The sequence below is a fragment of the Streptomyces sp. NPDC005774 genome (assembly GCF_042871645.1).
Classification (GTDB): Bacteria; Actinomycetota; Actinomycetes; order Streptomycetales; family Streptomycetaceae; genus Streptomyces; species Streptomyces pratens.
In genome coordinates this window covers 1-25,582 of sequence record NZ_JBIAIV010000078.1, presented here as the reverse complement: position 1 = coordinate 25,582, position 25,582 = coordinate 1, and the positions used below count along the sequence as shown (strand labels likewise).

General features: G+C 70.2%; 19 protein-coding genes and 5 pseudogenes. 7 read left to right on the top strand and 17 right to left on the bottom strand.

Annotation, left to right across the window (positions count from 1 at the left end):
* Positions 1 to 170 precede the first annotated feature (170 nt).
* Positions 171 to 2,003: a CocE/NonD family hydrolase gene (locus ACFYQA_RS36890; protein WP_388927648.1), complete on the bottom strand. Its 1,833-nt coding sequence runs from the start codon at positions 2,001 to 2,003 to the stop codon at positions 171 to 173.
* A gap of 558 nt (positions 2,004 to 2,561) precedes the next feature.
* Positions 2,562 to 2,672 (bottom strand): DUF6207 family protein, encoded by a 111-nt coding sequence (locus ACFYQA_RS36885; protein ID WP_388927645.1) that lies wholly within the window; start codon positions 2,670 to 2,672, stop codon positions 2,562 to 2,564.
* 404 nt (positions 2,673 to 3,076) lie between these two features.
* Between ACFYQA_RS36885 and ACFYQA_RS36880 the strand changes: the two genes are divergently transcribed.
* The gene (locus ACFYQA_RS36880; RefSeq protein ID WP_388927642.1) at positions 3,077 to 3,415 is read left to right on the top strand and encodes an SCP2 sterol-binding domain-containing protein; all 339 of its coding nucleotides are present in this window, start codon (positions 3,077 to 3,079) and stop codon (positions 3,413 to 3,415) included.
* 128 nt (positions 3,416 to 3,543) lie between these two features.
* Here the strand turns inward: ACFYQA_RS36880 and ACFYQA_RS36875 are convergent.
* The 4 genes and pseudogenes from ACFYQA_RS36875 to ACFYQA_RS36860 all read right to left on the bottom strand — a co-directional run.
* A pseudogene (locus tag ACFYQA_RS36875) lies at positions 3,544 to 4,128 on the bottom strand (isochorismatase family protein); the annotation flags it as partial.
* A gap of 507 nt (positions 4,129 to 4,635) precedes the next feature.
* Positions 4,636 to 6,063, bottom strand: a complete 1,428-nt coding sequence (locus tag ACFYQA_RS36870) for an MFS transporter (protein ID WP_386395974.1) — start codon at positions 6,061 to 6,063, stop codon at positions 4,636 to 4,638.
* Between the two features lie 349 nt (positions 6,064 to 6,412).
* Positions 6,413 to 6,796 (bottom strand): annotated as a pseudogene (locus ACFYQA_RS36865) (transposase family protein); the annotation flags it as partial.
* Between the two features lie 100 nt (positions 6,797 to 6,896).
* On the bottom strand, positions 6,897 to 8,021 hold the full coding sequence (locus ACFYQA_RS36860; protein WP_386395972.1) for a tRNA-dihydrouridine synthase: 1,125 nt from the start codon (positions 8,019 to 8,021) through the stop codon (positions 6,897 to 6,899).
* Between the two features lie 157 nt (positions 8,022 to 8,178).
* On the opposite strand from ACFYQA_RS36860, the gene ACFYQA_RS36855 reads away from it, so the two are divergent.
* Positions 8,179 to 8,526, top strand: a complete 348-nt coding sequence (locus ACFYQA_RS36855; protein WP_386395970.1) for an ArsR/SmtB family transcription factor — start codon at positions 8,179 to 8,181, stop codon at positions 8,524 to 8,526.
* A gap of 351 nt (positions 8,527 to 8,877) precedes the next feature.
* On the opposite strand, the gene ACFYQA_RS36850 is transcribed toward ACFYQA_RS36855, so the two are convergent.
* From ACFYQA_RS36850 to ACFYQA_RS36825, 6 genes are all read right to left on the bottom strand, one after another.
* Positions 8,878 to 9,417 (bottom strand): hypothetical protein, encoded by a 540-nt coding sequence (locus ACFYQA_RS36850; RefSeq protein WP_388927637.1) that lies wholly within the window; start codon positions 9,415 to 9,417, stop codon positions 8,878 to 8,880.
* Between the two features lie 55 nt (positions 9,418 to 9,472).
* Positions 9,473 to 10,222: an SDR family NAD(P)-dependent oxidoreductase gene (locus tag ACFYQA_RS36845; protein ID WP_386395967.1), complete on the bottom strand. Its 750-nt coding sequence runs from the start codon at positions 10,220 to 10,222 to the stop codon at positions 9,473 to 9,475.
* Positions 10,223 to 10,325: 103 nt separating this feature from the next.
* Entirely contained in the window at positions 10,326 to 11,129 is an 804-nt protein-coding gene (locus ACFYQA_RS36840) for an SDR family NAD(P)-dependent oxidoreductase (RefSeq protein ID WP_388927634.1), read from the bottom strand.
* 77 nt (positions 11,130 to 11,206) lie between these two features.
* Positions 11,207 to 12,595: an MFS transporter gene (locus tag ACFYQA_RS36835; protein WP_388927631.1), complete on the bottom strand. Its 1,389-nt coding sequence runs from the start codon at positions 12,593 to 12,595 to the stop codon at positions 11,207 to 11,209.
* A complete protein-coding gene (locus tag ACFYQA_RS36830; protein ID WP_388927628.1) occupies positions 12,592 to 13,485 on the bottom strand; it encodes a polysaccharide deacetylase in 894 nt (297 codons plus the stop codon). Before ACFYQA_RS36830 ends, ACFYQA_RS36835 begins: the two co-directional genes overlap by 4 nt.
* 100 nt (positions 13,486 to 13,585) lie before the next feature.
* Complete coding sequence (locus tag ACFYQA_RS36825) at positions 13,586 to 14,587, bottom strand: asparaginase (RefSeq protein WP_388927625.1); 1,002 nt, start codon at positions 14,585 to 14,587, stop codon at positions 13,586 to 13,588.
* Positions 14,588 to 14,805: 218 nt separating this feature from the next.
* On the opposite strand from ACFYQA_RS36825, the gene ACFYQA_RS36820 reads away from it, so the two are divergent.
* Positions 14,806 to 15,876 carry a LacI family DNA-binding transcriptional regulator gene (locus ACFYQA_RS36820; protein WP_388927622.1) on the top strand — a complete coding sequence of 357 codons (1,071 nt, stop codon included), beginning with the start codon at positions 14,806 to 14,808 and terminating at the stop codon, positions 15,874 to 15,876.
* 855 nt (positions 15,877 to 16,731) lie between these two features.
* Here ACFYQA_RS36820 and ACFYQA_RS36815 read toward each other — a convergent pair.
* The 3 pseudogenes from ACFYQA_RS36815 to ACFYQA_RS36805 form a co-directional block, all read right to left on the bottom strand.
* Positions 16,732 to 17,450 (bottom strand): annotated as a pseudogene (locus ACFYQA_RS36815) (IS6 family transposase).
* 64 nt (positions 17,451 to 17,514) lie between these two features.
* Positions 17,515 to 17,749: pseudogene (locus tag ACFYQA_RS36810) on the bottom strand (AraC family transcriptional regulator); the annotation flags it as partial.
* Between the two features lie 97 nt (positions 17,750 to 17,846).
* Positions 17,847 to 18,946, bottom strand: a pseudogene (locus tag ACFYQA_RS36805) (integrase core domain-containing protein).
* 269 nt (positions 18,947 to 19,215) lie between these two features.
* On the opposite strand from ACFYQA_RS36805, the gene ACFYQA_RS36800 reads away from it, so the two are divergent.
* The 3 genes from ACFYQA_RS36800 (at position 19,216) to ACFYQA_RS36790 (ending at position 22,223) form a co-directional block, all read left to right on the top strand.
* Positions 19,216 to 19,383, top strand: a complete 168-nt coding sequence (locus ACFYQA_RS36800; protein WP_388927619.1) for a hypothetical protein — start codon at positions 19,216 to 19,218, stop codon at positions 19,381 to 19,383.
* A 78-nt stretch (positions 19,384 to 19,461) separates the two neighbouring features.
* A complete protein-coding gene (locus tag ACFYQA_RS36795; RefSeq protein ID WP_388927616.1) occupies positions 19,462 to 21,309 on the top strand; it encodes an ABC transporter ATP-binding protein in 1,848 nt (615 codons plus the stop codon).
* Entirely contained in the window at positions 21,306 to 22,223 is a 918-nt protein-coding gene (locus ACFYQA_RS36790; protein ID WP_388927613.1) for a serine/threonine-protein kinase, read from the top strand. Before ACFYQA_RS36795 ends, ACFYQA_RS36790 begins: the two co-directional genes overlap by 4 nt.
* Before the next feature lie 21 nt (positions 22,224 to 22,244).
* Here the strand turns inward: ACFYQA_RS36790 and ACFYQA_RS36785 are convergent, their stop codons facing one another.
* Both ACFYQA_RS36785 and ACFYQA_RS36780 read right to left on the bottom strand, forming a co-directional pair.
* Positions 22,245 to 23,018: a hypothetical protein gene (locus ACFYQA_RS36785; protein ID WP_388927610.1), complete on the bottom strand. Its 774-nt coding sequence runs from the start codon at positions 23,016 to 23,018 to the stop codon at positions 22,245 to 22,247.
* On the bottom strand, positions 23,008 to 23,595 hold the full coding sequence (locus ACFYQA_RS36780; protein ID WP_388927607.1) for an RNA polymerase sigma factor: 588 nt from the start codon (positions 23,593 to 23,595) through the stop codon (positions 23,008 to 23,010). Before ACFYQA_RS36780 ends, ACFYQA_RS36785 begins: the two co-directional genes overlap by 11 nt.
* A gap of 1,201 nt (positions 23,596 to 24,796) precedes the next feature.
* Between ACFYQA_RS36780 and ACFYQA_RS36775 the strand changes: the two genes are divergently transcribed.
* Positions 24,797 to 25,582 (top strand): reverse transcriptase domain-containing protein (locus ACFYQA_RS36775; RefSeq protein WP_388927605.1); only part of this gene is annotated, 786 nt, incomplete at its 3' end.

Below are 25,582 nucleotides of genomic sequence, written 5' to 3'. Positions count from 1 at the left end.
ACCGCCGGCTTCTCCACGGACTCCTGCTCGACAACGGTCTCGGTCATCTCTGGCGTCTCCTTGATCATCAGATCCGCCGTTGATTAGACACTCCCTCGCCAGCAAGTTGAGGGATGGTTTCGCAGGGGGCGGGTGCGAGATGGTGGCGTGCCCCGCCCCTTGGTGCCGGATCAGCCCAGAGGCAGCGTCAGGCATGCGGCCTTGCCGTCGGGGGAGCTGATCGTTGTGGTGCTGCCGTCGACGCTCGCGTCCGAGTAGAGCGGGTCCTTGCTGGTGACGACCAGCATCAGCCGGTGGTCCTGGGGCAGGTCGTAGCCGGCGGCCTGCAGCTTCCAGGTGGCACTGTGGTCCCGGTCGGGGGCCAGGTCGGTGAGCGTGAGGGGCTCGTGGGTGATGATGCGAGCCATGCTGTCGGGGCCGAGGTCGAAGAGGCAGGCCACCAGGGTCGTGGAGCGGGCCGTGCTGCGCACGGTCAGCGCGAGTTCGCAGATGCCCCGGATCCGGCGTGCCGCGCCACCGTGGCTGCCCGCCGCGATCGGATCGCTCGTCCAGACCGCGAGGTTCTGCCGGTCGAACTTCTCCGTGACGTAGATCTTCGGGTTGCCGTTCCACTCGGCCTGGCCGCTCGTGATGACGGCGTCCGCCGCGACGGCCTCGGTCGGCTGCCCGGCGGTGAACTCCCGCTCCCAGCCCGTTTCCGGTTCGGTTGCCAGGCCGCCGTCACGGTCGTCCGATGCGGTGGCCGTCAGGTACCACCGTTCGGTGGAGGTGGTGACGTCCTCCCAGGACGGGCTGGACTCGCGGGCAGCCGGTGTGACGATCTCGGTGCTTCCGGTCTGCGGATCGGTCCGGGTCTCGTACGTGAACATGATCTGGCTGTTGACCGCGGGCCAGGTGGGTACGGCGTTGTCGATCCCGCGCACGTGGTGGTCCAGCCAGGCGAACGCCTCCTCGACCGGCTGGTTCGGCCCGCTGAACGGGATGGTCAGACCGGCGCCCTCGGGCGCGGCGTGGTCCCCGATCCACAGGTTCAGGTGCTTGGGCACGGTCAGGCCGTTGAAGTGCTCGATGACCTGGTTGGCTGCGAACAGCGTCTCGTGCCAGGTGTTGGAGAAGAAGGTGGGAACACCGCGGGCGTTGGTCTTGTCGGCGTACGAGGAGGGCGCCCGCTTCTTGCCCCACTCCACTACCGTGTCGAGGTTCCGGCCGGCCTGGAAGTCCGCCAGGATCTGCTGGGTGGCCGCGTCGAATTTCCGCTCGACCGGACCGCCGGTGAAGTTGATCAGGGCGGTCACCGCCGCCAGGTGCCGGGTGTCGTGCTGGTAGAGACTCGCGGCCAGGTCGCCCCAGGTGCTCAGAGCCACGACCGCGGCCACGCGCCCTTTCGGATCGTGCGCCGCGACCAGCTGGCTGATACCCGAACCGTAGGACTCGCCCATGAAGGCGATCCGGCTGGGACTGAAGTGCTTCTCCGCGTAGTCGATGACGGTTGAGCCGTCGGTCCAGTCATGGGGTCCGGCGACGTCGATCGTGCCCCCGGAGGTGAACGGCCCGTCCACATAGCCCGTGCCAGGCACGGCCATCGTGAGGCCGATCCCACGGGGGGTGTAGGCCAGTACGTGGTAGCCGCGCAGCGCCAGCTGGAGGTACGTGTACTCGAACAGGCCCCAGCCGAAGGGCGTCCAACCGGCGGGCACGATCACCACGGGAGCGGGTTCATCGGTCTTGAGTTTGATCGTGTGCGCCGACAGCCGTACGCCGTCCTCGGCAGTGATGCGGGGAAAGCCGATGATCGCCTGCTGCTGCACCTGCTCCGTCAGCCTCTGCAGGTCAGGGGGCAGTACCGGCTGCTCAGCCGTGCCGTCCAGGGTGGCGATCAGCGCCTCGGCGACGTGGGCGGCGGCCGGGTCCAGCGACGTGGGCGAGGTGTAGATGCCGTGCCGGGCGATCCGGCTCAACTGTGCTGCGGTACCCACGCCGTCGTCGTTGTGCGGGTGGCTCACGATGCCCGTCCTCTCGCTGTCGCCGACCGAGCCCTGCGGCACCGCCGGCACATGGCGTCTGCCGGAGGCCCGGCATGTGCCCGATCCTTTCGGTCCGCTCCTTCACCGAAGGCAAAGGGCGCAGGGTGTGCAGAAGCGCGGCCACCACTCAGCGCGATCCGAGCGCCCCCTGAGCGCCACGCGCGCCCCGCGGGAAGTGGCTACCGCCCACGACACCCTCGCCGGCCCGTGACCGCAGGCGCGTCCGCAGGCCGGGGCGCAGCGGGAGAGCGTTGCGACAGCCCTCATGTGATCTTGGCGGGCACGATGGGGCGCGCCGTGCCTCGTTGGGTGCCGTGATGGGGGGGCGCCGTCGCTTGTGACCACGCTGGACAGTGGCGCCGCCCATTCCCACCGCCGCCGTGTCCGCACGGACATCAACATCCAGCACGTCCCGCTGCTCGGCAAGGAACGACCGCGGCTCCCCGCGAGGAGCTCGGTCAGGGCGTGGTCGGCTCTGTGGTCCAGCCGTGCCGGCAGCGGGCAGTTCCTGGCACGGACCGAGGTAGCAGCGCAGCCTCACCCGGGAACCCTGACCGTGCGGACGGCGGTCGCGGTCGTCCAGCGCGTGGCGAGTGCTGCCTGGAAGGCGAGGGCGCTGTCGTCGTCCGCGGCCGCGACGTCGACCACGACCAGTCCCGGCTCTACGACGTGCGCATCCTGGATCGACGCACCGCAGCCGGTGCGGGTTCACCACCAGGTGTGTCTTCACCCGGTCGTGGGCGGTTCACCGGTGTGCCTCTGTTCTGCCGCCCGCACTGCGCACACAGCGCGAACGCACCCGGCCCGCTCGTGGTCCTCTGCGCAGTGCGCAGCCGGTGGCCGTGCCGGGGTATGGCAGCCCCGGATTGCCGGCACGAAAGTGCGGTAAGCCCTCGCAGTCCCGTTGCTGCAGTACTGGGTCCGCAGAGACCCCCTGGTGAACCCTTTCACTCCGCCTAAAGAGTGATCTTCTTTTTGTCCGAATTTCAGGCGGACACTCAGCGTGACAAGGTGAATCGTCCGGCTATGCCCGATCCCTCGGAGGAGAGCTGATGGCTCCCGACGTGCAGAAGTGGTTCGACGAAGACTTCGGCGCCGGTCTTGTGCGCCACGCGGACGAAGCGCGCAAGGTTGAGACCAAGTTCCAGGTCAGCATCACCGGCGAGGGCGGCGGGGAGTGGTGGATCGACCCGTCGGCCGGGAAGGTCGGGCGAGGAAACCCGGGTGGTGCCGGCCTCACGATGGTGATGGACGCCTCGACCTTCGCCAAGGTCTATGACGCCCCGAGGTCAGGCCTCACGCAGGGCTTCTTCGCCGGTCACGTCAAGATGACCGGCAAGACCGCAGCAGCGGAGAAGTTCGCTGACCTGCTCCGGCTCGCCAAGCAGTAGAAGCAGCACAGAGTTGAGCGACGTCCGGGACGGCAACGGGTCCGCGAGGACTCAGCGCACGCTTCACCACGCATGTTCCTCAACCAGCGGACGGGTGGCCTGGACAACCGGTGCCAGGACTGTTCCGGTACCGATGCCTCGCCGGAAACCGCGACGCCGGCCTGGCGGAAGTCGTTCAGGGCGGCAGCTGTCGTGTGCGGGGCCGCCCCGACCGAGCAGTCGAGGCGTACGCGTGTGCGAAAGCCTGCCGCGACGGCGTCCGGGGCGGTCGCACGCACACAGTGGTCCGTCGCGATGCCCACCACGTCGACGTCCTCGATCCCGCGGGCACGCAGCCAGTCCGCCAGGGACGTTCCCTCCACGTCCGCGCCTTCGAAGCCGCTCTTGGATGCGCTGTGGGCGCCCTTGAAGAAAACGGCGTGCACCTTGCCGCCCGTGACGACAGGCGCGAAGTGGGGGTGGAACTCGCTTCCTTCGCCTCCTGCCACGCAGTGGACGGGGAAGCTGTCCTGGAAATCCGGGTGTTCGGAAAAATGGCTGCCCGGATCGATGTGATGATCCCGGGTGGCCACCACGTACTGGTAGTCACGCCCCGCACTCCGCTCGACCAGGTCCGCGATCGTCGAGGCGATCCGCGCCCCTCCCGTGACGGGAACGCTGCCCCCTTCGCAGAAGTCGTTCTGCACATCCACCACGATCAGGCCCCGGCTCATCACGACCACCTCATCAGCACGGTGGAACACAGGAAAGAACCACTGCGGAAATCCCTTCCGGTGCTGGACGATCACAGCAAGAAGCGCCCGACCGGCCGCGCCGAACGGGTGACCTCATGCCGGGCGCCACTGGGCACTGGTCCGGCAACCGGAACGGGGCAACCTGCACCCCATCTCAACGGCGCCCTGTCCCCTGCTCGGTGCAGGGATCCCGCGGAGTCCACATCTGCACGACGTGCGGTTCGGAGGGGACACCAGACCGCGATGAATGGACGGAGCACAGGACGTCCAGGGCTTCTCCATCGGCACAAGTGGGAGATGATCTCCACCGGGTACCGGTGCCCTTTGTGCGACAGCGGCACGGACGACACCGGCAACCCCCGACACGGCACAATCACCCCGAAGACCATCCCACACCGTCAGCCGACGTGACAGTGCCCATGCAGGTGATCTTCGGGGAACGCCTGCGTCGGCGGCGACGGTACCGTACCGGCCTGCCCGGCGGTCTCAAGAGGCCTTGCGTTCTTCGGGCTTCGCCGGCACGCACAGCCATGCGAGGCCCGCGGCGGTGAGGTAGGCGAGCGCGCCGATGGCCATGCTGGTGCGCAGCCCGATGTCGTAGTGGGTGGCTGTGGCGAGCAGGCTGCCGCCGAGCGCCACGCCGGTGGCGCTGCCGATCTGGCGGGTGGTGTTGAACAGGGCGGAGGCGGCCCCCGAGTACGCCGGGGGTGCGGCGCCCATCACGGTGGCGGTCGAACCGGTGAGGGCGAAGGAGGTACCGAATCCCGCGGCCATCATCGGGACCACCAGCAGCGGGTAGGCGGGGTCGGCTCCCGCCAAGGCCCAGCCGGCCAGCCCCAGGGCGGCCAGGAGCATGCCGAAGACCACCAGTGGACGATCGCCGGTGCGGCGGGCCAGCCGCCCGGACAGGACGGAGGCGAACATGGTCATCGCCACCGCCGGGAAGAGCGCCAGCCCGGTGCCCAGGGCGCTGTAGCCGCGCTGGTGCTGGAACTCCAGGCTGGCGGTGAACAGCATGCCGTAGAAGCCGAAGTTGAACAGAAGGCCGATGACGGCTCCGCCGCTCATCGTGCGAGACCGCAGCAGGCTCAGCGGAAGGGCAGGAGACCGGGCCAGCCGCTCGCGCACCGCGAATGCCGCGGCGGCCAGCGCGGCCAGGCCCACCCCGGCGAGGACCGCCGGATCGGACCAGCCCCGCCGCCCGGCCTCGTTGAGCGCCGTGGTCAGCAGCGCCACTGCCGCCACGACCGCGCACTGCGCCGGCCAGTCCAGGGACCGTGCGGCGCGCCGGGGCGAGCGGGCCACATGCCGCAGCGTCAGCACCAGGCAGGCCATGCCGGCGGGCAGGTTGATGAGGAATACCCAGCGCCACCCCACCGTGGAGACGAGCAGCCCGCCCAGCAGCGGCCCGGCGGAGGCCGCGATGCCCGCCATCGACCCCCACAGGCCGAAGGCCCGCGAGCGTGAGGCCGGCGCCGGGTAGGCCTGCTGGAGCAAGGCCAGGGAACCGGGCACGATCAGCGCCGCACCGAGCCCCTCCACCAGTCGGGCCGCAACCAGGAAGGGGGTGCTCGGCGCGAGCGCGCACGCGGCCGAGGACACAGTGAACACCGCCACGCCCGAGCAGAAGACCCGGCGGTTGCCCAGCCGGTCGCCCAGCGCGCCACCGGTCAGCAGGAACCCGGCGAAGACCAGGGTGTACCCATCGGTGATCCACTGGATGCCGGTGAGCGAGGCCGACAGCTCCCGGCCGATCACCGGCACGGCGACGTTGATGACCGTCACATCCAGGATCACCATGAAGTACCCGGTGCACACCGCCAGCAGCGGTGCCCAGGACCGCCGCCCGGGCCCTGGGGCCGATGCGGGAAAGGACGTGGACGCACCGTCATCGGCCGACTCCGCGAACGCCACGGCCCCCCACTCCTTCCCGTCCGCGAAGGCCCCGCACCAAAAGTCACCATAAGGGACGAATATGCCGCACTGATGGAGCCGGGTCGGCTGCGATGGTGTCCGGGATCGCCAGAGCCGGGCGGTGGGTCGACGCCGAGGTACCCGGTACGTGTCGGCGATGCCCGGGTTCCAGGGGGTGCGAGGCCCTGGATGACGGAGTACATCGCTGCGCAGGTTGCGGGCGCCCGGCGGCAGGATTCTGCTCAACGTCCGCATCCCGCCCGCCGCGCACACCGCCCTTGTCGTGGTTGTTCTGTCTGCGGTACTGCCTAGTACGGCAACGGTGCTTGTGCTGAGTGCTGGGCAGTTTTCAGGGGCTGCGTCCGCGTCGTTTGCAGTGACTGAGCCTTTTCCATCCTCGGTCTGAGCTGGTCGGATGCAGGCAGAGGACCGTCTGAACGAGGCTGGTGATGCGGGTGGTCGAGCAGCGGGGCTTGCAAAGGATCCGCCAGGATTTGAGGGTGGCGACGGCCTGCTCGACGAGGGCCCGGATCTTCGCGTGGGACCGGTTGACCGCCTGCCGGCCCGTGGAAAGGGTCTCCCGCCGGCCCCGGTAGGGGACACGGACCGTCCCGCCGGCACCGCGGTCTCCCCTGCCGGCCCGGCACCGGACTCCCGCTTGGGCGAGGACGCCGATGATGCCGTGCTCGCGGGCCGCACGGATGTCGTGGACGGCGCCGGAGAAGCGGGGCGCACCGTCGGACGGCCCGGCTGGGTGCCGTTCGGCGACAACGGCGCCCAGCCGGGCCGTCGACCATCCGTCAACGACCACGTTGTGGGTCAGGTCGGTGCGTTCACGGGGCCAGTTCCCAGTCCTTGATGTCGGCGAGCGGCCCGAGGGTGTCGGGGCGCGGCTCGGTCGCGAACTCGAGGCCGTCACGCATCCGGTGGGGCCAGTCCCGCTGCGCGAGGGCGCCCTTGCCGATCGCGATGACGTCGGCGGCCCCGGAACCCAGTGCGGCACGGGCGGCCTTCGGGTCTCCCAGGCCGCCGTTGGCGATCACCGGCAGTCCACTGAACTTCTTCGCGAGCTCGGCCAAGGTTTCCGTACCGGTGGAGAAGGCGGGCTCGAGCGCCTTGTGTTCGGTGGTGTGCAGGAAGTGCGCGCCGGTACGGGCCAGGGTGGTGAAGATGGTCTCGGCATCCTCGGCACCGCCGACCCAGCGGTGGTGGAAGTCGCTGACCTTGGACTGGGAGATGCGGATGCCGACCGCGATCTCGGAGCCCACGGCCTGGAGCACCTCGTCCACGACCTCGGCCGCCAGGCGCACGCGGTTCTCGACACTGCCGCCGTATCCGTCCTCGCGCTGGTTGAGGTAGTCGGTGAGGAACTGGTCGAGCAGATAGCCGTTCGCGCCGTGCACCTCCACTCCGTCGAAGCCCGCTACGACCGCGTGGCGGGCCGCGTCCGCGAAGCCCCGGCGGATGTCCGCGAGCTCACGGGCGTCCAAGGCCCTCGGCGTGGCGTAGGGGCCGCCGCCCCGGTAGAAGGAGAGCTGCTCGCCGCGTGGGGCCACTGCGGAGGGGCCGACCGTTCCCTGGCGCAGGCGGTTCCCCTGGGACTGCGCGCCCGCGTGCATGAGCTGGGCGAATACGGCACTGCCCGCCGCGTGCACGGCCTCGACCACCGGCCGCCACGCCTCGCCCTGGGCCGGTGTCGCGAGTCCCGGCTGGTACAGATAGCCCTGGCTGTGTTCCGTGTCGGTGTAGACGCCCTCGGTGACGACCAGCGCGAAACCGCCGCGGGCGAATCCCGCGTAGTAGCGCGCGTTGCGGTCGGTGACCATGCCGTCCTCGGTGGCACTGACCCGCGTCATGGGGGCCAGTGCGGTGCGGTTGCTCAGGCGGACTCCGCCGAGGTCGAGGGGTGTGAACAGCAGGTCATCGTTCGCGCCGTGCTGCGGGGTGGGGTCGGTCAAGGATTTCTCCGTTGCGCTTGGTCGTATGCGGCAGTTCTCGACTCGGCCTGCCCGGCTCGCACGGCGCGTGCTCACGCGTGCCCGCACGACCCCGCGCCATTGTCGGAATTTATTCGTACTACGAGATTCAACGTACCATGGGGCGTAGACTCCTCATGTGTCCACTCATGTCAGGCGTGCGCCCGCCAAAAAGGCCCTCCCCCACCCCGATCTGCGCGAGGTCCCGGTGGACCTGGTGCTGCGCGCCCTCGGCGAGCCGCTGCGGCTGGGCATCGCACGCTCCCTCGCGCGGGCCGGCCACCCCATGAACTGCAGCGCGTTCGGGCTGTCGGTGTCCAAGTCGACCTCGACGTACCACTTCAAGGTCCTGCGGGAGAGCGGCGTCATTTCGCAGTTCGAGGAAGGCACCTCGCGCTACAGCGAACTGCGCGAAACGGAGCTGGAGCAGCGCTTTCCCGGGCTGCTGACCTCCATCCTCGCGGCCGATGAGGCAATAGCCTTGTAGCGAAGAATGACGGATGCCCACCAAACTGACCTCTTTGCCGGTACCGGCTAAGTTTGCCAGTGAGCCTTTCCAACCTGCGGTGGTGGCTTGCCTGTTGGCCTGACAACGTGGTGAAGCCCCTGGTAGATGGGTTTTCGACCAACAAGAACCATCTCCACCAGAGGCTTCGCGTGCTTGTTCACCCTTCCCCAAGCTCTCGGCTTCTCCCCCAGCTACCGCTGGGAGGTGCCCCTCGACTGGCCCTCGGCACCCGCCGTGCCCACGCGCTCCTGATACGTGCAGGCGGCGCAAGCAGATGATGCTGCAAGCGAGTTGGACCTGAAACGATCATTAAGTGCCCGACCCACATGCTCACACCGGTCCACGTGTGCGGCGTCCGCCGAACTCCTCCAGGTGCCGGGCCGCCTCGGCAGCGCCGGCGCCGCTGACCAGAGCTGTCGCCTCGGGCGGGCCGTCCGGAGGATCGGTCACGACGACGGCCCGTACGGCGCCGGAGTCGATGGTCACCAGCAGGGTGCGCGCTCCGCCGGGATCGGGCAGGGTGATCTCCAGTGAGGTGTCCGGTTCGGACCTCGCCACGGCGGCGAACCAGACCGCGGCCGCGGCCAGGTCCCAGCCGCCGGGTGCCTCGACGGACACGGTGACGTCCGCACCCCGCAGTGGCCGCCAGCCCTTGGGCCGGGCACCGCGCTCGCCGGCCGCACGCCACAGCGCGTCCAGGTCCGCCGCGTGCGCGGTGCGGCCGACCCGGTCGCTGAGCAGGTATCCCGCGGACAGCCAGGACCGGACCCGCAGTCCGGACCCGCCGTCCAGGAGCCGGTCGGTGCCCGCCGCTCGGGCGGCGAGCACCGACCGGGTGGGCGGGGCCAGGATGTCCTCCCAGCGGGGCACGGAACGTCCCGTGCCGCAGGCTCCGCACATCGTGGCTCCCTCTCCTCTCAGATCCTCACGGCATGACGTCGCCGCTGTTGGGGCCGAGGGTCTGCCCCACGTACAGGTTGCCGCCCGGATCACTGGCCAGCAGTACGGCGGTGGGGGCGACCTCCGCCGGGACCCCGAACCGACCGAGGGGCAGTTCGGCCTGCTTGGCCTTCTTCCAGTCCGCGCTGATGCCGTCCACCAGTGGGGTGAACACCGGGCCGGGCGCGATCGCGTTGACCAGCACGCCGCTCGGGCCCACCTCCCTGGCCAGCGCCTTGGTCAGGCCGATGACGCCGGCCTTGGCGGCCGAGTAGTGGACCAGTCCCTCGCCGCCCTTGATGCCCAGCTGACTGGCGATGTTGATGACCCGTCCGCTGCCGCGGGCGACCATGTGGGGAACCGCCCACCGGCAGCACAAAAAGACGCTGCGGAGGTCGATCGCAATCATCTGGTCCCAGGTCTCGACGTCCATGTCGACCAGGGGCACCTCGGTCAGGATCCCCGCGGAGTTGACCAGGATGTCGGGCACGCCCAGCGCGGACACGCAGCTCTCCACCATCTGGCGGGTCTGCTCCGCGTCGGCCACATCGACGATGGCGGTGGCCACCTCCGTGCCCTGTGCCGTGTAGCGCTCGGCCAGGGCGGTGAGCCGGTCGGCGTCGCGGTCGGCCAGGAAGAGCCGCGCCCCCTCGGCCGCGTACGCGTCGGCGATCGCCGACCCGATGCCGCTCGCCGCGCCCGTCACCAGCGCGACCTGTTGTTGGAGGACTCCCATGCCGTTGGCCTTTCTCGCCGCGGCGCTGTCCGCCGCCGCTCCGTTCGCTGCTGCCTGATGTGCTGCCGGTCGGTCTTTCGCCGCTCGGCTTGTCTCCGCTCGGTCACTCCGGCCATCGGACCGTGAGGCCACCGTCCACGATCAGCTCCTGGCCGGTGATGTACGCGGCGTCGTCGCTGGTGAGGAAGCGGATCGCACGGGCCACCTCGTCGGCGTGGCCCACCCGGCCCGCCGGGATGCTCCGGCCGGCCCGCTCCAGCCCCGCCGGGCCCAGGGAGTTGGTCTCATCGAGCGACTGCGGGGTCTCGATCAGTCCGGGGATGACGGTGTTGACCCGGATGCCGCGCGGGGCGAGTTCGGTCGCGAGTGACCGGCACAGCCCCAGTACCCCGCTCTTGGCGGCGGCGTAGTGGGCGTGGTCGTCCCAGCCGTACACCCCGCCGGCGATGGAGGAGACCGCCACCATGGAGCCGGGGCCGGACATCACGGCGGCGGCGGAGCGGAAGGTGCGCAGTACGCCGGTCAGGTCGACCGAGAGCATGTCGTTCCAGGCGTCGTCGTCGAGCTCCGCCAGGGCGGCCCGGCGCAGCACACCGGCCCCGGCGACGGCGATGTCCAGCCGTCCGTACTTCTCGACGGCCGCCCGGGCGAGGGCGTCGACCTGCCCGCTGTCCCGGACGTCGACCGCGACCGCGGTGCAGCGGCCACCGGCGGCCTCGACCAGCCGGACCGTCTCGTCGGCGCTGTGCGGGTCCTTGGGGTAGAAGCCGACGACGCTGTCGGCCCCGGCACGGGCGTACGCCACGGCCAGGGCGCGGCCGATGCCGCTCGCGCCGCCGGTGATGACGGCGACCTTGCCGGCCAGCCCGTCGTCGCGAACCGGTGCGGTGGGTTCGTTGGAAGACATGTCCTGCCTTTCATGGGCTTCCCGGCGCGTGGCGGGTGCGGACCACCACGCACCGGGAAGCAGGGGAAACGGTCGGCTCAGTGCGCCGCGGCCGCGAGGGCGGGCTCGTCGTCCTCGTCCTGGCTGACCTTGTGGGCGCCGAGCATCAGCACGCCGGAGATGAACATCCCCAGGGCGCCCGCGACGAACGCGGCGGTGGTGGCGTTCGCACCGAGGCCGATGATCGCGCTGAGCAGCGCCGAGCCGACGATCGCGCCCACCGGGCCCATCACGTGGGCGGTGTTGGAGCCGATGCCCCGGACCCGGGCCGGGAACGACTCACCCATGTAGAACACCATGGCGGAGTACGGGCCGAGGAGGAAGAAGAGCCCCAGGGCGTACATCGGGATGACGTACGCGGCGCTGTCCGGACCGAAGAGCATCGCCGTCATCACGATGCCGCCGATGGTCCAGCCGACGATGATGGTCGTCCGCCGGCCGATCCGGTCACCGAGGTACCCGTGGAAGAGGTAGCCGAGGAAGCCGGCCATGTTGGCCAGGATCAGCACGACCAGCGCGCTGGAGAACGAGACACCCTTGCCGTCGGTGAGGATGGTGGTGCCCAGCACCGAGAAGACCTGGATGCCCATCCAGTTGAACAGCCACGCTCCGGACAGGCACAGGGTGTGCCGGCGCAGGTCCGGGGCGAAGAGCTGGCGCAGACCGGACTCGTTGTCCCGGCTGATGTCGAGGTCGTACAGCCCCGCCAGCTGGGCCGCCTCGGCGTCGCGTCCGTCCTTGCGCAGTTCCCGCGTCCGCTTGAGAGCGACGAAGGAGGGCGACTCACGGAGCCTGGACCCGGCGATGAGGATGACGATGACCGGGAAAGTGGCGAGGAGGAAGATCCAGCGCCAGCTCATGACCGGCAGCAGCACGGCGGCGAACGCCGCCGCCAGCAGGGCGCCGACCGGCCAGCCGCTCTGCACGAGGCTGAACATGAAGCCGCGTCGCCGGCTCTTGCCGTACATCTCGTTGAGGTAGACGCCGTTGACGACCTCCTCGGAGTAGCCGAGGCCGGAGATGGCCCGGACTCCGATCAGCGAGGCGGCACCGCCGACCAGCGCGGTGAGGCCGGAGGAGAGCGCCGCGCCCGCCGTGGTGACGATCAGGCTCGGCTTGCGGCCCCAGCGGTCCAGCATCGGACCGACCAACAGCGAGACGACGAAGGTGCCGACGGTCACGCCGGTCGCGATCGCCGTGGCCTGCCCGGTGGTCCAGCCGAACGTCTCCGATATCTTCGGCAGCAGGGTGCCGAAGAGCACGAAGTCGTAGACGGAGAAGACCCAGGCCAGGAAACAGACCACGGTGGTGGTCGTGATGGTGCGCCGGCTGAGGGTCGGGGGGCCCTTGAAGAGGACCTCGTCCGAGGGCGCTCCGCTGCGCGGCCACTCGCTCTCGTGGGCTATGTCCTGCTGCACGGTGGTCATCTGCTGTCACCCTTCTGGCGCGGGTTGCGGGCGGCGAAGTCGTCCGCGATCTGGTCGAAGGTCACCCAGCGGACGCCTTCGTGGGAGTTGATGTGCTCGATGAGCCGCTCCAGCATCAGCAGCACCTGGGGGCGTCCGGCCACATCGGGGTGGATGGTCATGGTGAAGGCCGCGTGGTCCATCTCCCGGTAGACCCAGTCGAACTGGTCGCGCCACATCTGCTCGATGTCACGGGGGCTGACGAAGCCGTGACTGTTCGGGCTGGCCTTGATGAACATCATCGGAGGCAGGTCGTCGAGGTACCAGTTGGCCGGGATCTCGATCAGGTCCGTCTCCCGGCCGCGCACCAGGGGCTTCATCCAGGTCTCGGCCGGTGCGCTGTAGTCGATCTTCGTCCAGGTGTCGCCGACCCGGACGTAGTACGGCTCGAAGTCCCGGTGCATCAGCGAGTGGTCGTACTTGATGCCCCGCTCCAGCAGGAGCTCGTTGGTGACGGGGCTGAACTCCCACCAGGGCGCCACGTAGCCGGTCGGGCGGCGGCCGGAGCGGGTCTCGATCAGCTCGATGCAGTGGTCCAGGACCGCGGCCTCCTGCTCACGGTTCATGGCGATCGGGTTCTCGTGGCTGTAGCCGTGCACGCCGATCTCGTGGCCGGCGGCGACGCAGGCGTCGAACTCCTCCGGGAAGGTCTCGACGGAGTGGCCGGGCCAGAAGAACGTCTGGGTCAGGCCGCGGCGTCGGAACAGCTCCAGCAGGCGGGGGACGCCGACTTCGCCCGCGAACAGGCCGCGGGAGATGTCGTCGGGCGAGTCCTCGCCTCCGTAGGAGCCGAGCCAGCCGCCGACTGCGTCGACGTCCACTCCGAAGCCGACGAGAATTTCCTTGGGCATCGACATCTCCTTTGATGACTGTGGTGTGGGTGGTGTGGGTGGTGTGGGTGCGGTGTGTCAGTGAGTCGGTGCGGGGCGGGCGGTGGGTGGTCGGTGGTGGTCAGGCTCCGGAGCCGGACAGCGGGTCCTCTCCGGCGAGCCAGGCGCGGACGAGTGCCTCCGGCGACCGGCCGGGGATGGCGCTCGCGACGGCCAGCAGCAGCCGGGCCTGCCAGGGGTTGAGGTCGCCGGCGAACACGGCGCCGACCCGTTGCAGTTCGGCTCCGCCGCCCGCGTAGAGGGGGGCGACCGGACCGGAGTGCACCCGTGAGCAGATGAGCACCGGGTGGCCCGCGGCCACCGCCTCGGCGACCGCCTCGACCAGCTCCGGCCCCGCGTTGCCCGCGCCGACCGCCTCCACCACGACTCCCGCGGCGCCGGCCGCCAGGCTGGACCGGACGAACAGCCCGTCCGCACCGGGGTAGACCGGCACCACGTCCACCCGGGGCAGCCGGGGGAGGTCGAGATCGAGGGGGAGCCGGGGACTGGGCCTCGGCTGCCACAGCGGTGTCACGAGCCGGTCCATCACGCGGAGCGCCGGTCCGCGCCCGGGCGCGGTGAAGGCATGCGCCGACATGGTGTCGCTCTTGCGGACCCCGCGGGCAGGGAACGCGAAGCCGTCGAAGACGAGCAGGGGGCCGTGCCCGCGGGCCGCGTCGGCTGCGGCGACGGCCAGGGCGTCGCCCAGGTTGGCCGGGCCGTCGGCAGCACGGTCGTCGAACGGGCGCTGCGCGCCGGTCAGCACGATCGGCCGCGGGTCGTCGAAGGCCAGATCGAACAGGAAGGCGGTCTCCTCCATCGTGTCGGTGCCATGCGTCATCACCACTGCGTCGGCCCCGTCACGCAGGGCGCCACGCACCTCGCGGGCCAGCGCCAGCAGGTCCGCGGTGTCGAAGGCGTAGCTGCCCCGGGTGACAACGTCCCGCGCGCTCACCTCGGCGTCTGCCGGCAGTGGACCGACCGACGCGAGCAGCTCCTTCGCGAGCACGGTCGCCCGGCGGCCCTCCGCCCCGGCCCGGCTTGCGATGGTGCCGCCGGTGGCCACGACCTGGATTCGGCGCATGAACCCTCCCTCCGCCTCTTCGCAAACGATTGCGGTGAGGCTACGCAAACGATTGCGCTTTGGTCAATGGTCGTTGGACACTCGTCTGGCCGGAGGCTCGGGAGTATGCGAGGCTCAGCAACGCAACGACGGTAAACAGCTGTCGAATTCGAGCAGAATCGGTCGGGGCCCAACAGGACCCGAAGAGCCGAGCGGATTCGAGAAGAGGGGTAGCGGGAGTGGATCGCCAGGCAGCACGGGCGGGAACCGGTACACAGACCGGTCGTGCCCCGGTCACGCTCGCCCAGATAGCCCGGCAGGCGGGCGTCCACGTCTCCACGGTGTCACGGGCGCTGAGCCTGGACGACGACGTGCGGGACGGAGTGGCCGCTGAGACCGCCACACTCATCCGAGGGCTGGCCGAGGAACTCGGCTACCAGCGGGACCCGGCCGGAGCGGCGCTGCGCACCGGCCGCTCCCGGATGCTCGGCGTGCTCGTCCCGCGGCTGACCGACATCGTGCTGGCCACCATCTACGAAGGGATCGACGCTGCCGCGTCGGCCGCCGGCTACCACACCGTGGTCGCCAACACCGGCGACGACCCCGAGATGCAGCAGCGCCGGGCGGACGCACTGCTCGCCCGGCGCGTCGACGGTCTGGTGCTCGGCGACGCCCGCTCCGACTGCGACCTCGTGGCCGAGCTGGCCCGCCAGCGGATTCCACTGGTGCTGGTATCACGCAGGCTGCCCGGCCGGGTGTCGGTGACCACCGACGACGCCCTCGGCGGACGGCTGGCCGCAGAGCATCTGCTGGGCCTGGGCCACCGGCGGGTCGCGGTGGTGGCCGGGGAGCCCTACGCCAGCACCGGCGTGGAGCGCACCCAGGGCTTCCTGGACGCCTTCGCCGAGGCAGGCCTCCCTGTACCGAAGAGCCATGTCATCGGCTCCACCTTCGATGTGCCGGGCGGCCGTGCGGCGACCGTCCACCTGCTGGGCCTGCGTCCGCGCCCCACGGCCGTCTTCGCGGTCAACGACTTCGCGGCGATCGGCGCGATGGCGGCCGTCCGGGACACCGGCCTGACGGTCGGCCAGGACGTGGCGGTCGTCGGCTACAACGACGTCCCGCTCGCGGCAGCCCTCCCGGTACCACTGACCTCCGTACGCTCCCCGATGTACCGGATGGGCGAAGTGGCCGCCACGACCCTGGTGAACATGCTGAACGGCAAGCCGGGCCGCTCCCGTCGGCTGCGCCCCGCCCTGATGGCCCGCGCCTCGACCCTCGGCGACCCGCCACCCGACCCGGTCCGCTGAACCGACCGATCGGCACGCCGAAGCTGCTGGACAACTCCTCGGACAGACCGTGCCGTTGAAGTGAGCCGGGCGTCCACCCCGCGGACGGAAGTGATCCTCCGTCCTTGCTGCCGAGGGCCTGCCCCGAGGAGGAGTCGGGTGCCGTCGGGCCCCCCGTGTGACGCTGCCCGGTCAGCCGCTTCCTCGTCGTCGAAGCAGGACGCCTGGCCCCGCCCGAAGCCGGGGGCGCTGGTCCCTTGACGGCGAAACACCCGTTCGGCGACGAGGCCGGCCAGAAGGGGGAGCCCCGCCTGCACCGCACCGCCCGTACACCGGGCGGCTCGGCATCAAGGCAGCTGCCGCAAGTTTCGTCGGCACCCTTGAGAAGACAACGACCAGGCACGGCATCGACACCCGGTCGGCCTCCCAATCCCCGCGCCGAGGCCTGGGCAGGGGCCGCCGTTTTCTTCACACTCGTGCCGTGGACGCGGGGGTGCAGCGATCATCGGCGCGGTGGCCGCCCTGCTGGGTGCGGCTATCGGCGCAGGCGGGGCCATCGCTGCCGGTGCAGTGGCGGGAAGAACCCAAGCTCGAGGACAACACGCGCAGTGGCGCAGGGAGATGAGGCGAGACGCCTGCACAGAGTTCGTGCCTGCCTGCCGCTCCCTGCTGGATGAGGTGAGGGATTTCCGGAGCGGTCGCGAGGCAGCACTGGAAGCCGACGACGACCAGGCCGAGCGTCACCAGGCCATCGATGAACTCTTCCAGGAGTACAACGAGTGCACACGTGCCATGGGCCTTCTCGAGCTCGAAGGTGCTGTCACGTTGTTGGGTTTGCAGGTGCCTGCCAGTGTGTCGGGCATGATGGGCCTGCGTTCAGGCCGTGGTGGGTCGGCCGGCGGCGCCGGTGATCTGGTCCCGGACCGCGAAGCGGATGGCCATCTCGGCTCGGTAGCCGAGTGCGGTCATCAGGTGGCGGCGGGGCCGGCAGCGGGGCGAGATGCCGCCGAACGCGGCCAGGAACCGCTGCGCTGCGCCGACGCTGCGAAAGCCCTTCATCGCGCGCTCGCGCTGCCTCGTCGGCTGATGGCTGTTCTCGGCCCGGTTGTTCAGGCCCTGGTGACAGCGATGCTCGACCGAGGGCATCACCTCGCGGTGAGCCGCACCGCAGGAGCGGGGCTTGCCGGTGACGACCACCCGCGGCACCGAACACGTCTTCTTCATCAGGCGGCGGAAGAACCGCCTGGCCGCGGCGGTGTCCCGGCGGTCCTGCACCAGGATGTCCAGCACCGTCCCGTCCTGGTCGACGGCCCGCCACAGGTACTTCAGCTCGCCATTGATCGTGATGAAGACCTCGTCCAGGTGCCACGTGTCCCCCGGCCGGGGCTGCCAGCGGCGTAGGCGCCTGCGTAGGCCCGCCCGAACTTGGCGCACCACCGCCGGAGCGTCTCGTAGGAGACGAGCACACCGCGCCCGAGCATCCGCTCCTCGACCTCCCGGAACGACAGCGAGAAGCGGTGGTACCGCCACACGCAGTGGGAGACGATCTCGACCGGGTACCGGTGGCCCTTGCACGACGGCGGCGCGCTGTCCACGAACGATCCCTCCCGGCGAGACCACCAGAAGATCGTCCCACCCGGTCAGCCAATGTGACAGTGCCCACCAGGGGACAGCGTCCGGCTCGGTGCAGAGGCTGCGGGTGCTCACCGCGAGCATGGGGACCCGGTTCCGGGTGGCGGCGGGGATCAGGACCGCACGCTCGGGCGGAACGGTGCGGGTGCCGTCGACGGTCATGACGACCATGACGCCGGTGGCCCCGTGGAGGAACCGCGCGCGGGTGTCCGTGCCATTCCAGTACGTGACCGGGCGGGTGGTCGGTGCCGATGGGTACCACCGCGCGGTGGACGTGGTCGACGTCGGCGAGGGGGCGCTGGCCATGGTGGTGAACGCCGCCGTCGCCACTGCGGGTGCCGAATCATCATCCGGCCTGGTCAAGCGGCATGTCGGTACTCGCAGAGGGTTCCGCCGGGTCGGTCCCGTCGGCAAACCTTCAGGTCCCCGAGCTGTGGTGGGCCGTCGACCGGTCGGGGGAACGGGCGGAGTGGTGCGGCTTGCCTGAGGGCCCGGTGTGGTCGGTGCTCGTTGTCATGGGTTTCGCACTCACGTAGTACGTAGAGGAGGCGGCTCTGGTTCCGGACCGGGGTGCGGTCCAGGAGCTCGCGTCGGCAGATCCGTATCCAGCGCTCCATGAGGGAGTTCGTCCGGGGCATCCGGATGCCTGTGGTGATCACCTCCAGGCCGGCGTCGGCCACAAGGGCGTCGAAGGCGGTCGTGACCTTCGAGTCGCGGTCGCGGATCAGGAATCCGGCCCTGCTGCCACACCCTCGAGGTCCATGAGGTCCATGAGGAGGTTACGCCCGAGCTGCACGATCCACTGCACGGCCGGGTGCGCGGTGGCGCCCAGGACCCGGATGCGCCTTGCCGCGTGCTCGATGACGGCGAAGACGTACAGCCGCCTTCCGGCCCGGAGCGCGGACCTCGAAGAGACCGCGGGCGAGCAGTGCGTCGGCCCGGCCGCGCAGAAAGTCCGCCCAGGCCGTGCTCTGCCGTTCGGGCGCGGCGGGATGCCGTGCTCCTTGAGGATCTCCCAGACGGTGCAGGCGGCGGCCTCGATGCCCGGCGCCGCGAGCTCACCGTGGATCCGGCGCTACCCCCACGAGCCGTTCTCCCGGGCCGGGCGCAGCACCAGGGCGCGCATCGAGCGGACGGCCGGCGGGCGCCCGCGACGCTCCGGCGCGCAGGTCGCGCCATGGCTCCGCGTGAGCAGGTCGCGGTGCCGGCGCAAGATCGTCTCCGGGCGGACCAGCAGCAGGAGATGCCGCAGCTCCTCCCCCGGCAGGCGGCGGAGGAGACCGGCCAGGATCACCCGGTCGGTGCCGGTGAACGTCAACCTGCCGACCTGACGTTGCAGAATCAGCAGCTGGCGCCGCAGAGCAAGGATTTCGATGTCCTTGCCCCAGTCGCTCATCGGCAGCAGAGGCAGCAGGGCGAAGGCGTTGGCGGCGGCGAGGCAGGCCAGGCGCAGCAGCACGAGAGATCGTGGTGCCGTCCGCATCGGTCCACAAAAAGACGATCAAAGGCCGGCGTGCGCGGCTCCCCGCCGGGCAATCAAGACCGTGACCCGCACGGATGACTCATCGGCACCCGCAGTGGTGCACCGTGGGGCTCGCGGCGCGGCTGGGCCGGACGGTGTCGAGGCTTCGGCCGATACGCAACCATTTTCAACTTATTGCCCCGGAACGCCATCCAAGTCCCGCCCTGAGACGTATCCCATGTACAGCAAGTTTCAGGAGGAACGCAATGGCCATCTTCAGCAGTCTGATTCCTGCCAACCGCCGTGACCGCAACAACGACACGTCGCGCCGCGACGACTTCTCGGGGCATGGTCACGACCACGGGCACGACCACGACCACGGCGACCGCCAGGGCGACCGTCACGGCGACCGCCACGGGCACGGCCACTGGTGACCGCACCGCGGAGGGAGCGGCCCGGAGACCGGAAGGTCCTGGTCCGCTCCCTTCGTCCCTCCACGAGGAACGCATGCCATGGTGCATGTCCTGCGGCGTCTGCTGTCGGTGGGTGAGGCTTCCGATGTGGTGGCGGCCGCGCCCCCGGTGTCTCCGCGCGAGGTGTTCCGGCGGTTCTGGCCCTATACCCTCGGCGGTCGGCGCTGGTTCGCTCCCATCGTCCTCTTCAGCCTGATCGGCCCCGCCCTCGACGCCACGGAGATCTGGCTCTTCAAGATCGTGGTGGACGAGGTGCTCGTTCCCCGCGACGTCGGACCGCTCCTGTGGATCGCACCGACCTATCTGGGGCTCATCATCGGCTCCGGCATTCTGGGGTTCGCCGACGACGTGACGTCCACGTGGGTCAGCGAACGCTTCCTGCTGACGCTTCGCTCCGATGTGTTCCGGCACGTCCAGGGCCTCTCGCTCGGATTCTTCGAACGCCGGCGGCTCGGGGACGTGTTGTCGCGTGTGACGGGCGATGTCGACGCGGTCGAGACGTTTCTGCTCTCGGGAGTGGCGGACGCCCTCTACTACGTGATCCGCCTGGGTGTCTTCCTCGGTCTGCTGTTCTATCTGCAGTGGGATCTGACCCTCCTCGCCCTCGTCATCGTGCCGCTGTTCTGGGGCGCCGCCCGGCACTTCTCGCGGCTGATCAAGGAGGCGTCCCGGGAGCGCAGGCGCCGCAGCGGTTCGATCAGCGCGATCGCCGAGGAGTCGCTGGGCAACGTCGCCCTGGTGCAGGCGTACAACCGGCAGAGGTGGGAAGAGCGCCGGTTCGAGCGTGAGAACGTCGGCAGGTTCCGGGCCACGATGGCCTCGGCGCGGATCCGCGCCGTCTACGGATCCGTCGTCGAGGTCATCGAGGTGTCCGGCGTCTTCGCGGTCATGATCCTGGGCACCTGGAAGCTGGCCCAGGGACAGCTCACGCTGGGCGGACTGCTGGTCTTCCTGGCGCTGATCGGCAACCTCTACAGTCCGGTCCGCGGTCTGTCCCACCTCGGCACCACCTTCTACGCGGCGTCCGCCTCGGCCGAACGGATCATCGAGTTGCTGGACCAGCGGCCGCAGGTCGTCGAGGCCGCCGGCGCCCGCCGGATCGGCCGTGCGCGGGGTGACGTGGAGTTCGACGGTGTCTCCTTCCGCTATCCCGGTACGCCGTCCTGGGCACTGTCGGACGTGTCGTTCCACGTGGCAGCCGGGGAGACGTTGGCGCTGGTCGGGGCCAGCGGGGCCGGCAAGTCGACGGTCGCGAAGCTGCAGCTGCGCTTCTACGACCCCGACCGGGGCGCGGTCCGCCTCGACGGGACGGATCTGCGGGACCTGCGCCTGTCCGACCTGCGGGAGAGCGTCGCGGTGGTCCTGCAGGAGACGCTCGTCTTCCACGGCACCGTGCGGGACAACATCGCCTACGGCCGGCCGGAGGCGACAAAGGCGGACATCGTCGCGGCGGCGCGCGCCGCGGACGCGCACGAGTTCATCGAGCTGCTCCCGGAGGGCTACGACACGATGGTCGGCCAGCGCGGCCGGACGCTCTCCGGCGGGCAGCGCCAGCGCCTGGCGATCGCCCGCGCGATGATCAGGGACGCGCCCGTGCTCCTCCTCGACGAACCGACCACCGGCCTCGATGTGCGGTCCGGCCGGCGGATCATGGACCCGCTGCGCCGGCTCATGGCCGGGCGGACGACCGTCGTCATCTCCCACAACCTGCTGACCGTCCGGGACGCCACGCGCATCGTGGTTCTCGACCAGGGCAGGATCGTCGAGTGCGGTGCCCACGACGACCTGCTCGAGTGCGGCGGGACGTACGCCCGGCTGCACCGGCTGAATGCCCTGGCCGGTGCCGCCCCAGCCGGGTCCTCGGCCCCCGGGACGGTGCTGCCGTGAGTGTCCCGGCGGTGCGGGCCGCCCCGCCCCTGGCACCCGGCACGAGACCGGTCCCGGGCTACGAGGTCCTGGCGCATCTGGCGCGCACCGGCTGGCTCGACGTCTACGACGTCTGGAGCGAGGAACGGGACTGCCGCTGTGTGATCAAGGCCGTGCGCCCCGGCCGCCGGGACCGGGAGCAGCTGCGCGACCAGCTGCTGCGTGAGGGGCGGTGGCTGGGGGCCTTCACCCATCCGCACCTGGTCCGCGCGTACGAGACGTTCGAGTCGCCGGTGCCGCTCGTCGTGCTGGAGACGCTGACCGGCGAAACGCTGTCCCACCTCGTCCACCGGTTGCGGCGCCGGCCGTCCGCCGCCGACGTGGCGCTTCTCGGGGTGCAGCTGTGTTCCGCGATCCACTACCTCCACGGTCAGGGTCTGCTGCACCTGGACCTCAAGCCGTCGAACGTCGTGGTGGACTGCGGTCACGCGAAGGTGCTGGACCTGAGCATCGCGCGGCCGCCCGGGCCCGCGCCCGCGGGGGTGGGCACGTTCTGCTACCTCGCTCCCGAGCAGGCCCGCGGCGGGCCGCTGTCGGCAGCCGCGGACGTGTGGGGCATCGGCATCACGTTGTACGAGGTCGCCGCCGGGGACGTGCCGTTCGGCCGCGGGGATTCCCGCGAGGTTTCTCCCCGTGGGGAGAAAGGGGACGAGCCCTGCGACGGCGGCGTCACGGGCGGCCGGGACGACTGGTATCCGCAGCTGGAAGGGACCGCCCCGCCGATCGGCTCGCGGCGGCGTCTGCCCGGGGGGCTCGCGGCGGCCATCGACGGCTGCCTTCGGGCCGATCCGTCGTCCCGGCCCTCGGTTGCCGAACTGGCCGCCGCACTCGACGCGACGATGCCCGGCCCGGGGCGCCGCACCGCCCGCCCCTGAGGCCGTGGCGGGGCGCCGATCTCACGCGCTTCGGCCGGTCTCGAAGTGGCCGGTGGCGAGGACGGTGCCGTCGGAGGCGGTCAGGCGGGCGCCGGAGAGTGCCGCGGGGTCGACCGGGGCCGCCGCGCCCCAGTCACCACGTCCGTTGCTCAGGGTGAAGGTGCCCACGCGGATCGTGGTGCCGTCCGTGCGCTCCAGGAGGCAGACGACCTTGCCGCTGTACGGAGTGCCGACGGCGGCAAGGTCGACGCTCATGTAGATCCAACCGGGTCCCCCCGGGTCTCCGGGGTGAGCGTAGACGTCGCCGGCCGACGGCCCGGGGCCCGAGGCCGAGGTCAGCTCTCCCTCCATCAAAGGCGTCTGGACCTCCACGGCAGGGGAGCTCGAGGCGGTGAGACTCTCGATGGCGGTGCCGACCGCCCAGCCGGTAACCCCGAATGCGAACGCGAACGCGGCCACGGCGGATGCGACCCACAGCCGGACACGGCGTGCGCGACTGCGGACCGTCTTGTGCGCGAGGCCGGACGCCCGCGGGTGGGGGCCCCCCTCGTGCGCCGTCACGTCCTGGGGCAGTCTGCGCGCCACCCGGGTCTCGAACCCGAGCGGCGGCTCGCTGCCCGGCACCAGCCCGATCAGTCCGTCGCCCACCAGGGTCATGTGCTCGATGTACTCCCGACAGGCCGCGCACCGGTCCAGATGCGCGACCGCCACCGCCCGCTCACGGCCGGGCAGCACGCCCAGTGCCAGCTCGGCGCCGATCTCCCGCAGCTTCTCGCAGGTCACGTCACTGGCCATGGTCCCCTCGATTCGGAGAGGCGAGTGTGTTCCGCAGCTTTCCCATCGCTGTCCTGATCCGCGTCTTTGCGGTGCCCAGCGGGATCTTCTCCCAGTCGGCGATCTGCTGGGCCGTCATTCCGTAGATGCCCGCCATCACCAGGGCACGGCCCTGCTCCCGCGGCAGCTGCGCCACGGCGGCCCGCAGCTGGGAGGAGGCCTCGTCGGCCAGGGCCCACTGCTCGGGAGTCTCGGTCACGCCATCGAGGAGCGCGTCGAGGTCCTCGGGTGCCACCGGCTCCGTCCGCCGCGCACGAACGGCGTCGATGGCGAGATTGTGCGCGATGGTCGTCAGCCAGGTCGTCACCGACCCGCGGCGCGAGTCGTAGATCTGCGCATGACGCCACGCACGCTCGAACGTCTGCTGGGCGATGTCCTCGGCAAGCTGCGGATCTCCGGTGACGGCGATGGCAACACCGAAGACCGCGCGCTGGAACCTCCGTACGAAGGTGACCGCGAGCTCCGGATCACCGGTGGCCAGCCCGGACAGCAGAGCCTCGTCCGGGAGACGGCCAACGGGGAACCGGAAGCTCGGCACACCTATGTATACGGTCCGCCCCCGCCAAGGGATTGCCCGGCCGCTGCGGAAGATCACATTCTCATTCTGCGCCGGTTTCCCCGGCTACACGAACTGCTCGCAGCGCGGTCAGTGACCGTTCTGCGCCAGCCGCAGCAAGTGATCCGCCAAGGCCGGGCCTTGTCCCCGAAGAGGGCACACCTATTCGTAGCGTCATGCGGCAAGTGTCAGGGGAGCCGGCTGCTGTTCGCAGGCGATCGCTGCCTGCTGTCCGTTCGCCGAGTGCCGGCGGCGGGCGTTGTAGCGGGTGGTCCATCCGATGGGGCTTTGAACAGATTGCCTAGATCGCCGGCAGCAGGTGCTGCTGCATAACCCCGATCGGCTGCCTTCAAGAAGTCACGTACTTCGGCAGCGAAGGCAAGTCGGGTCCTACCTTCCGCATCGAGTCCCAGGGCCGTCCCTGCCGCGAAGCTCTCCAGCCAACGAGGCTCGACGCCGCTCTCCTCGCAGAAGCAGCGAAGCGGTGGTGCTGCGTGTCCCGGCCTACCGTGAGGGCCGCCAGGACCGCTCGCTGGACCTGCTCGACACACCTCATGGCGTCACGACCGTCTCACTGGACTTGAAATCTTCGTGCGCCGTGGAAAGCGCTGTTCGACCGAGTGGAGGTGGAAGACCTGCACCGCTCACCCCGTCGCAGCGGGGCGAGCGTAGCTGGCGGCAGTCTGACCCGGGAGGTGCCGGGGAGGACGGGAGCAGCCGCGACAAAGCCGGGACGGCCCAGCACTGCCAGATGGGTCGGGTCCGGCGAGCGAGACGCAGAGGTGCACGAGAGGAACCGGCGTTTACGCCCCGAAATGAGTCACCGGCTCGAACCTGGCGGATCTGGGCCGGATGCGGTGCGCAACCCGCTCCCGAGGGGTGGGGGAACTCCCGGGCAGGTTTGCAGTTGCAGGCCCGGGAGGCCGTGGTGAATGCCTGCGGCGTAACCACGGCGAGGCCGCCGGGGCAGAGCCGGGCACCTACTGCGACAAACGGTCAGCAGTGAACACGGGAACCGTCCCGGATCTGCCACCGCACCGTGCGGCCAGCGCGGTTCGGAGGCTGGACCCATCGTCGGCCGACCGGCCCGGGACGGGGCGGAGCCGCCGTAGTACTCGGAGCCGGGGAAAGCCCGGAACAGGGGGAAGGGCGGCAGCAGTTACCAGAAGGGAAGGAGACTGCAATGCCAGAAGACGCACCGCCGAACGGCAGTGCTCCGGCCGGACCGGCCCCGCTGGGGCCATCGGGCCGGGTACTGGAGATGCAGACCAAGCTTCACCGTTGGGCGGTGGCCGACCCCGGCCGCCGGTTCGACGACCTGTTCAACTTCGTGCACGACCCGGCGACGCTGATGATGGCGTTCGACCGGGTCTCGGGCAACCAGGGAGCCCAGACCGCAGGCGTGGACGGCCTGACAGCTGCCGACGCCGCCTCGACTCCGGGATTCCTGACGGTCCTGCGCGCGGACCTGAAGTCCGGATCGTTCCGGCCGCTTCCGGTGAGGGAACGCAAGATCCCCAAGCCGGGCGGATCCGGAAAGATCAGGAGCCTCGGAATTCCTTCCGTGGCCGACCGGACCGTTCAGGCCGCGCTGAAGCTGGTATTGGAGCCCATCTTCGAGGCCGACTTCCTGCCGGTCTCCTACGGGTTCCGGCCCATGCGGCGAGCCCAGGACGCGATCGCAGAGATCCAGCGTTTCGGCACCAAGGGTTACCGCTGGGTGCTGGACGCGGACATCGAAGCGGCCTTCGACAACGTTTCGCACCGCGTCGTCATAGACGCGGTCCGGGCACGGGTCAAGGACAAGCGCGTCCTGGCGCTGGTGAAGGCGTTCCTCAAGGCAGGCATCCTCACCGAGGACGGCCAGCACAGGGACGGGACCTCCCCCCGGGTGGTGGACACCCTGACCTCCGGCCCCGGTGGGGGCCGGGAGAGGGTGACCGATTATGGTGATGAAGGTCTATTCGCC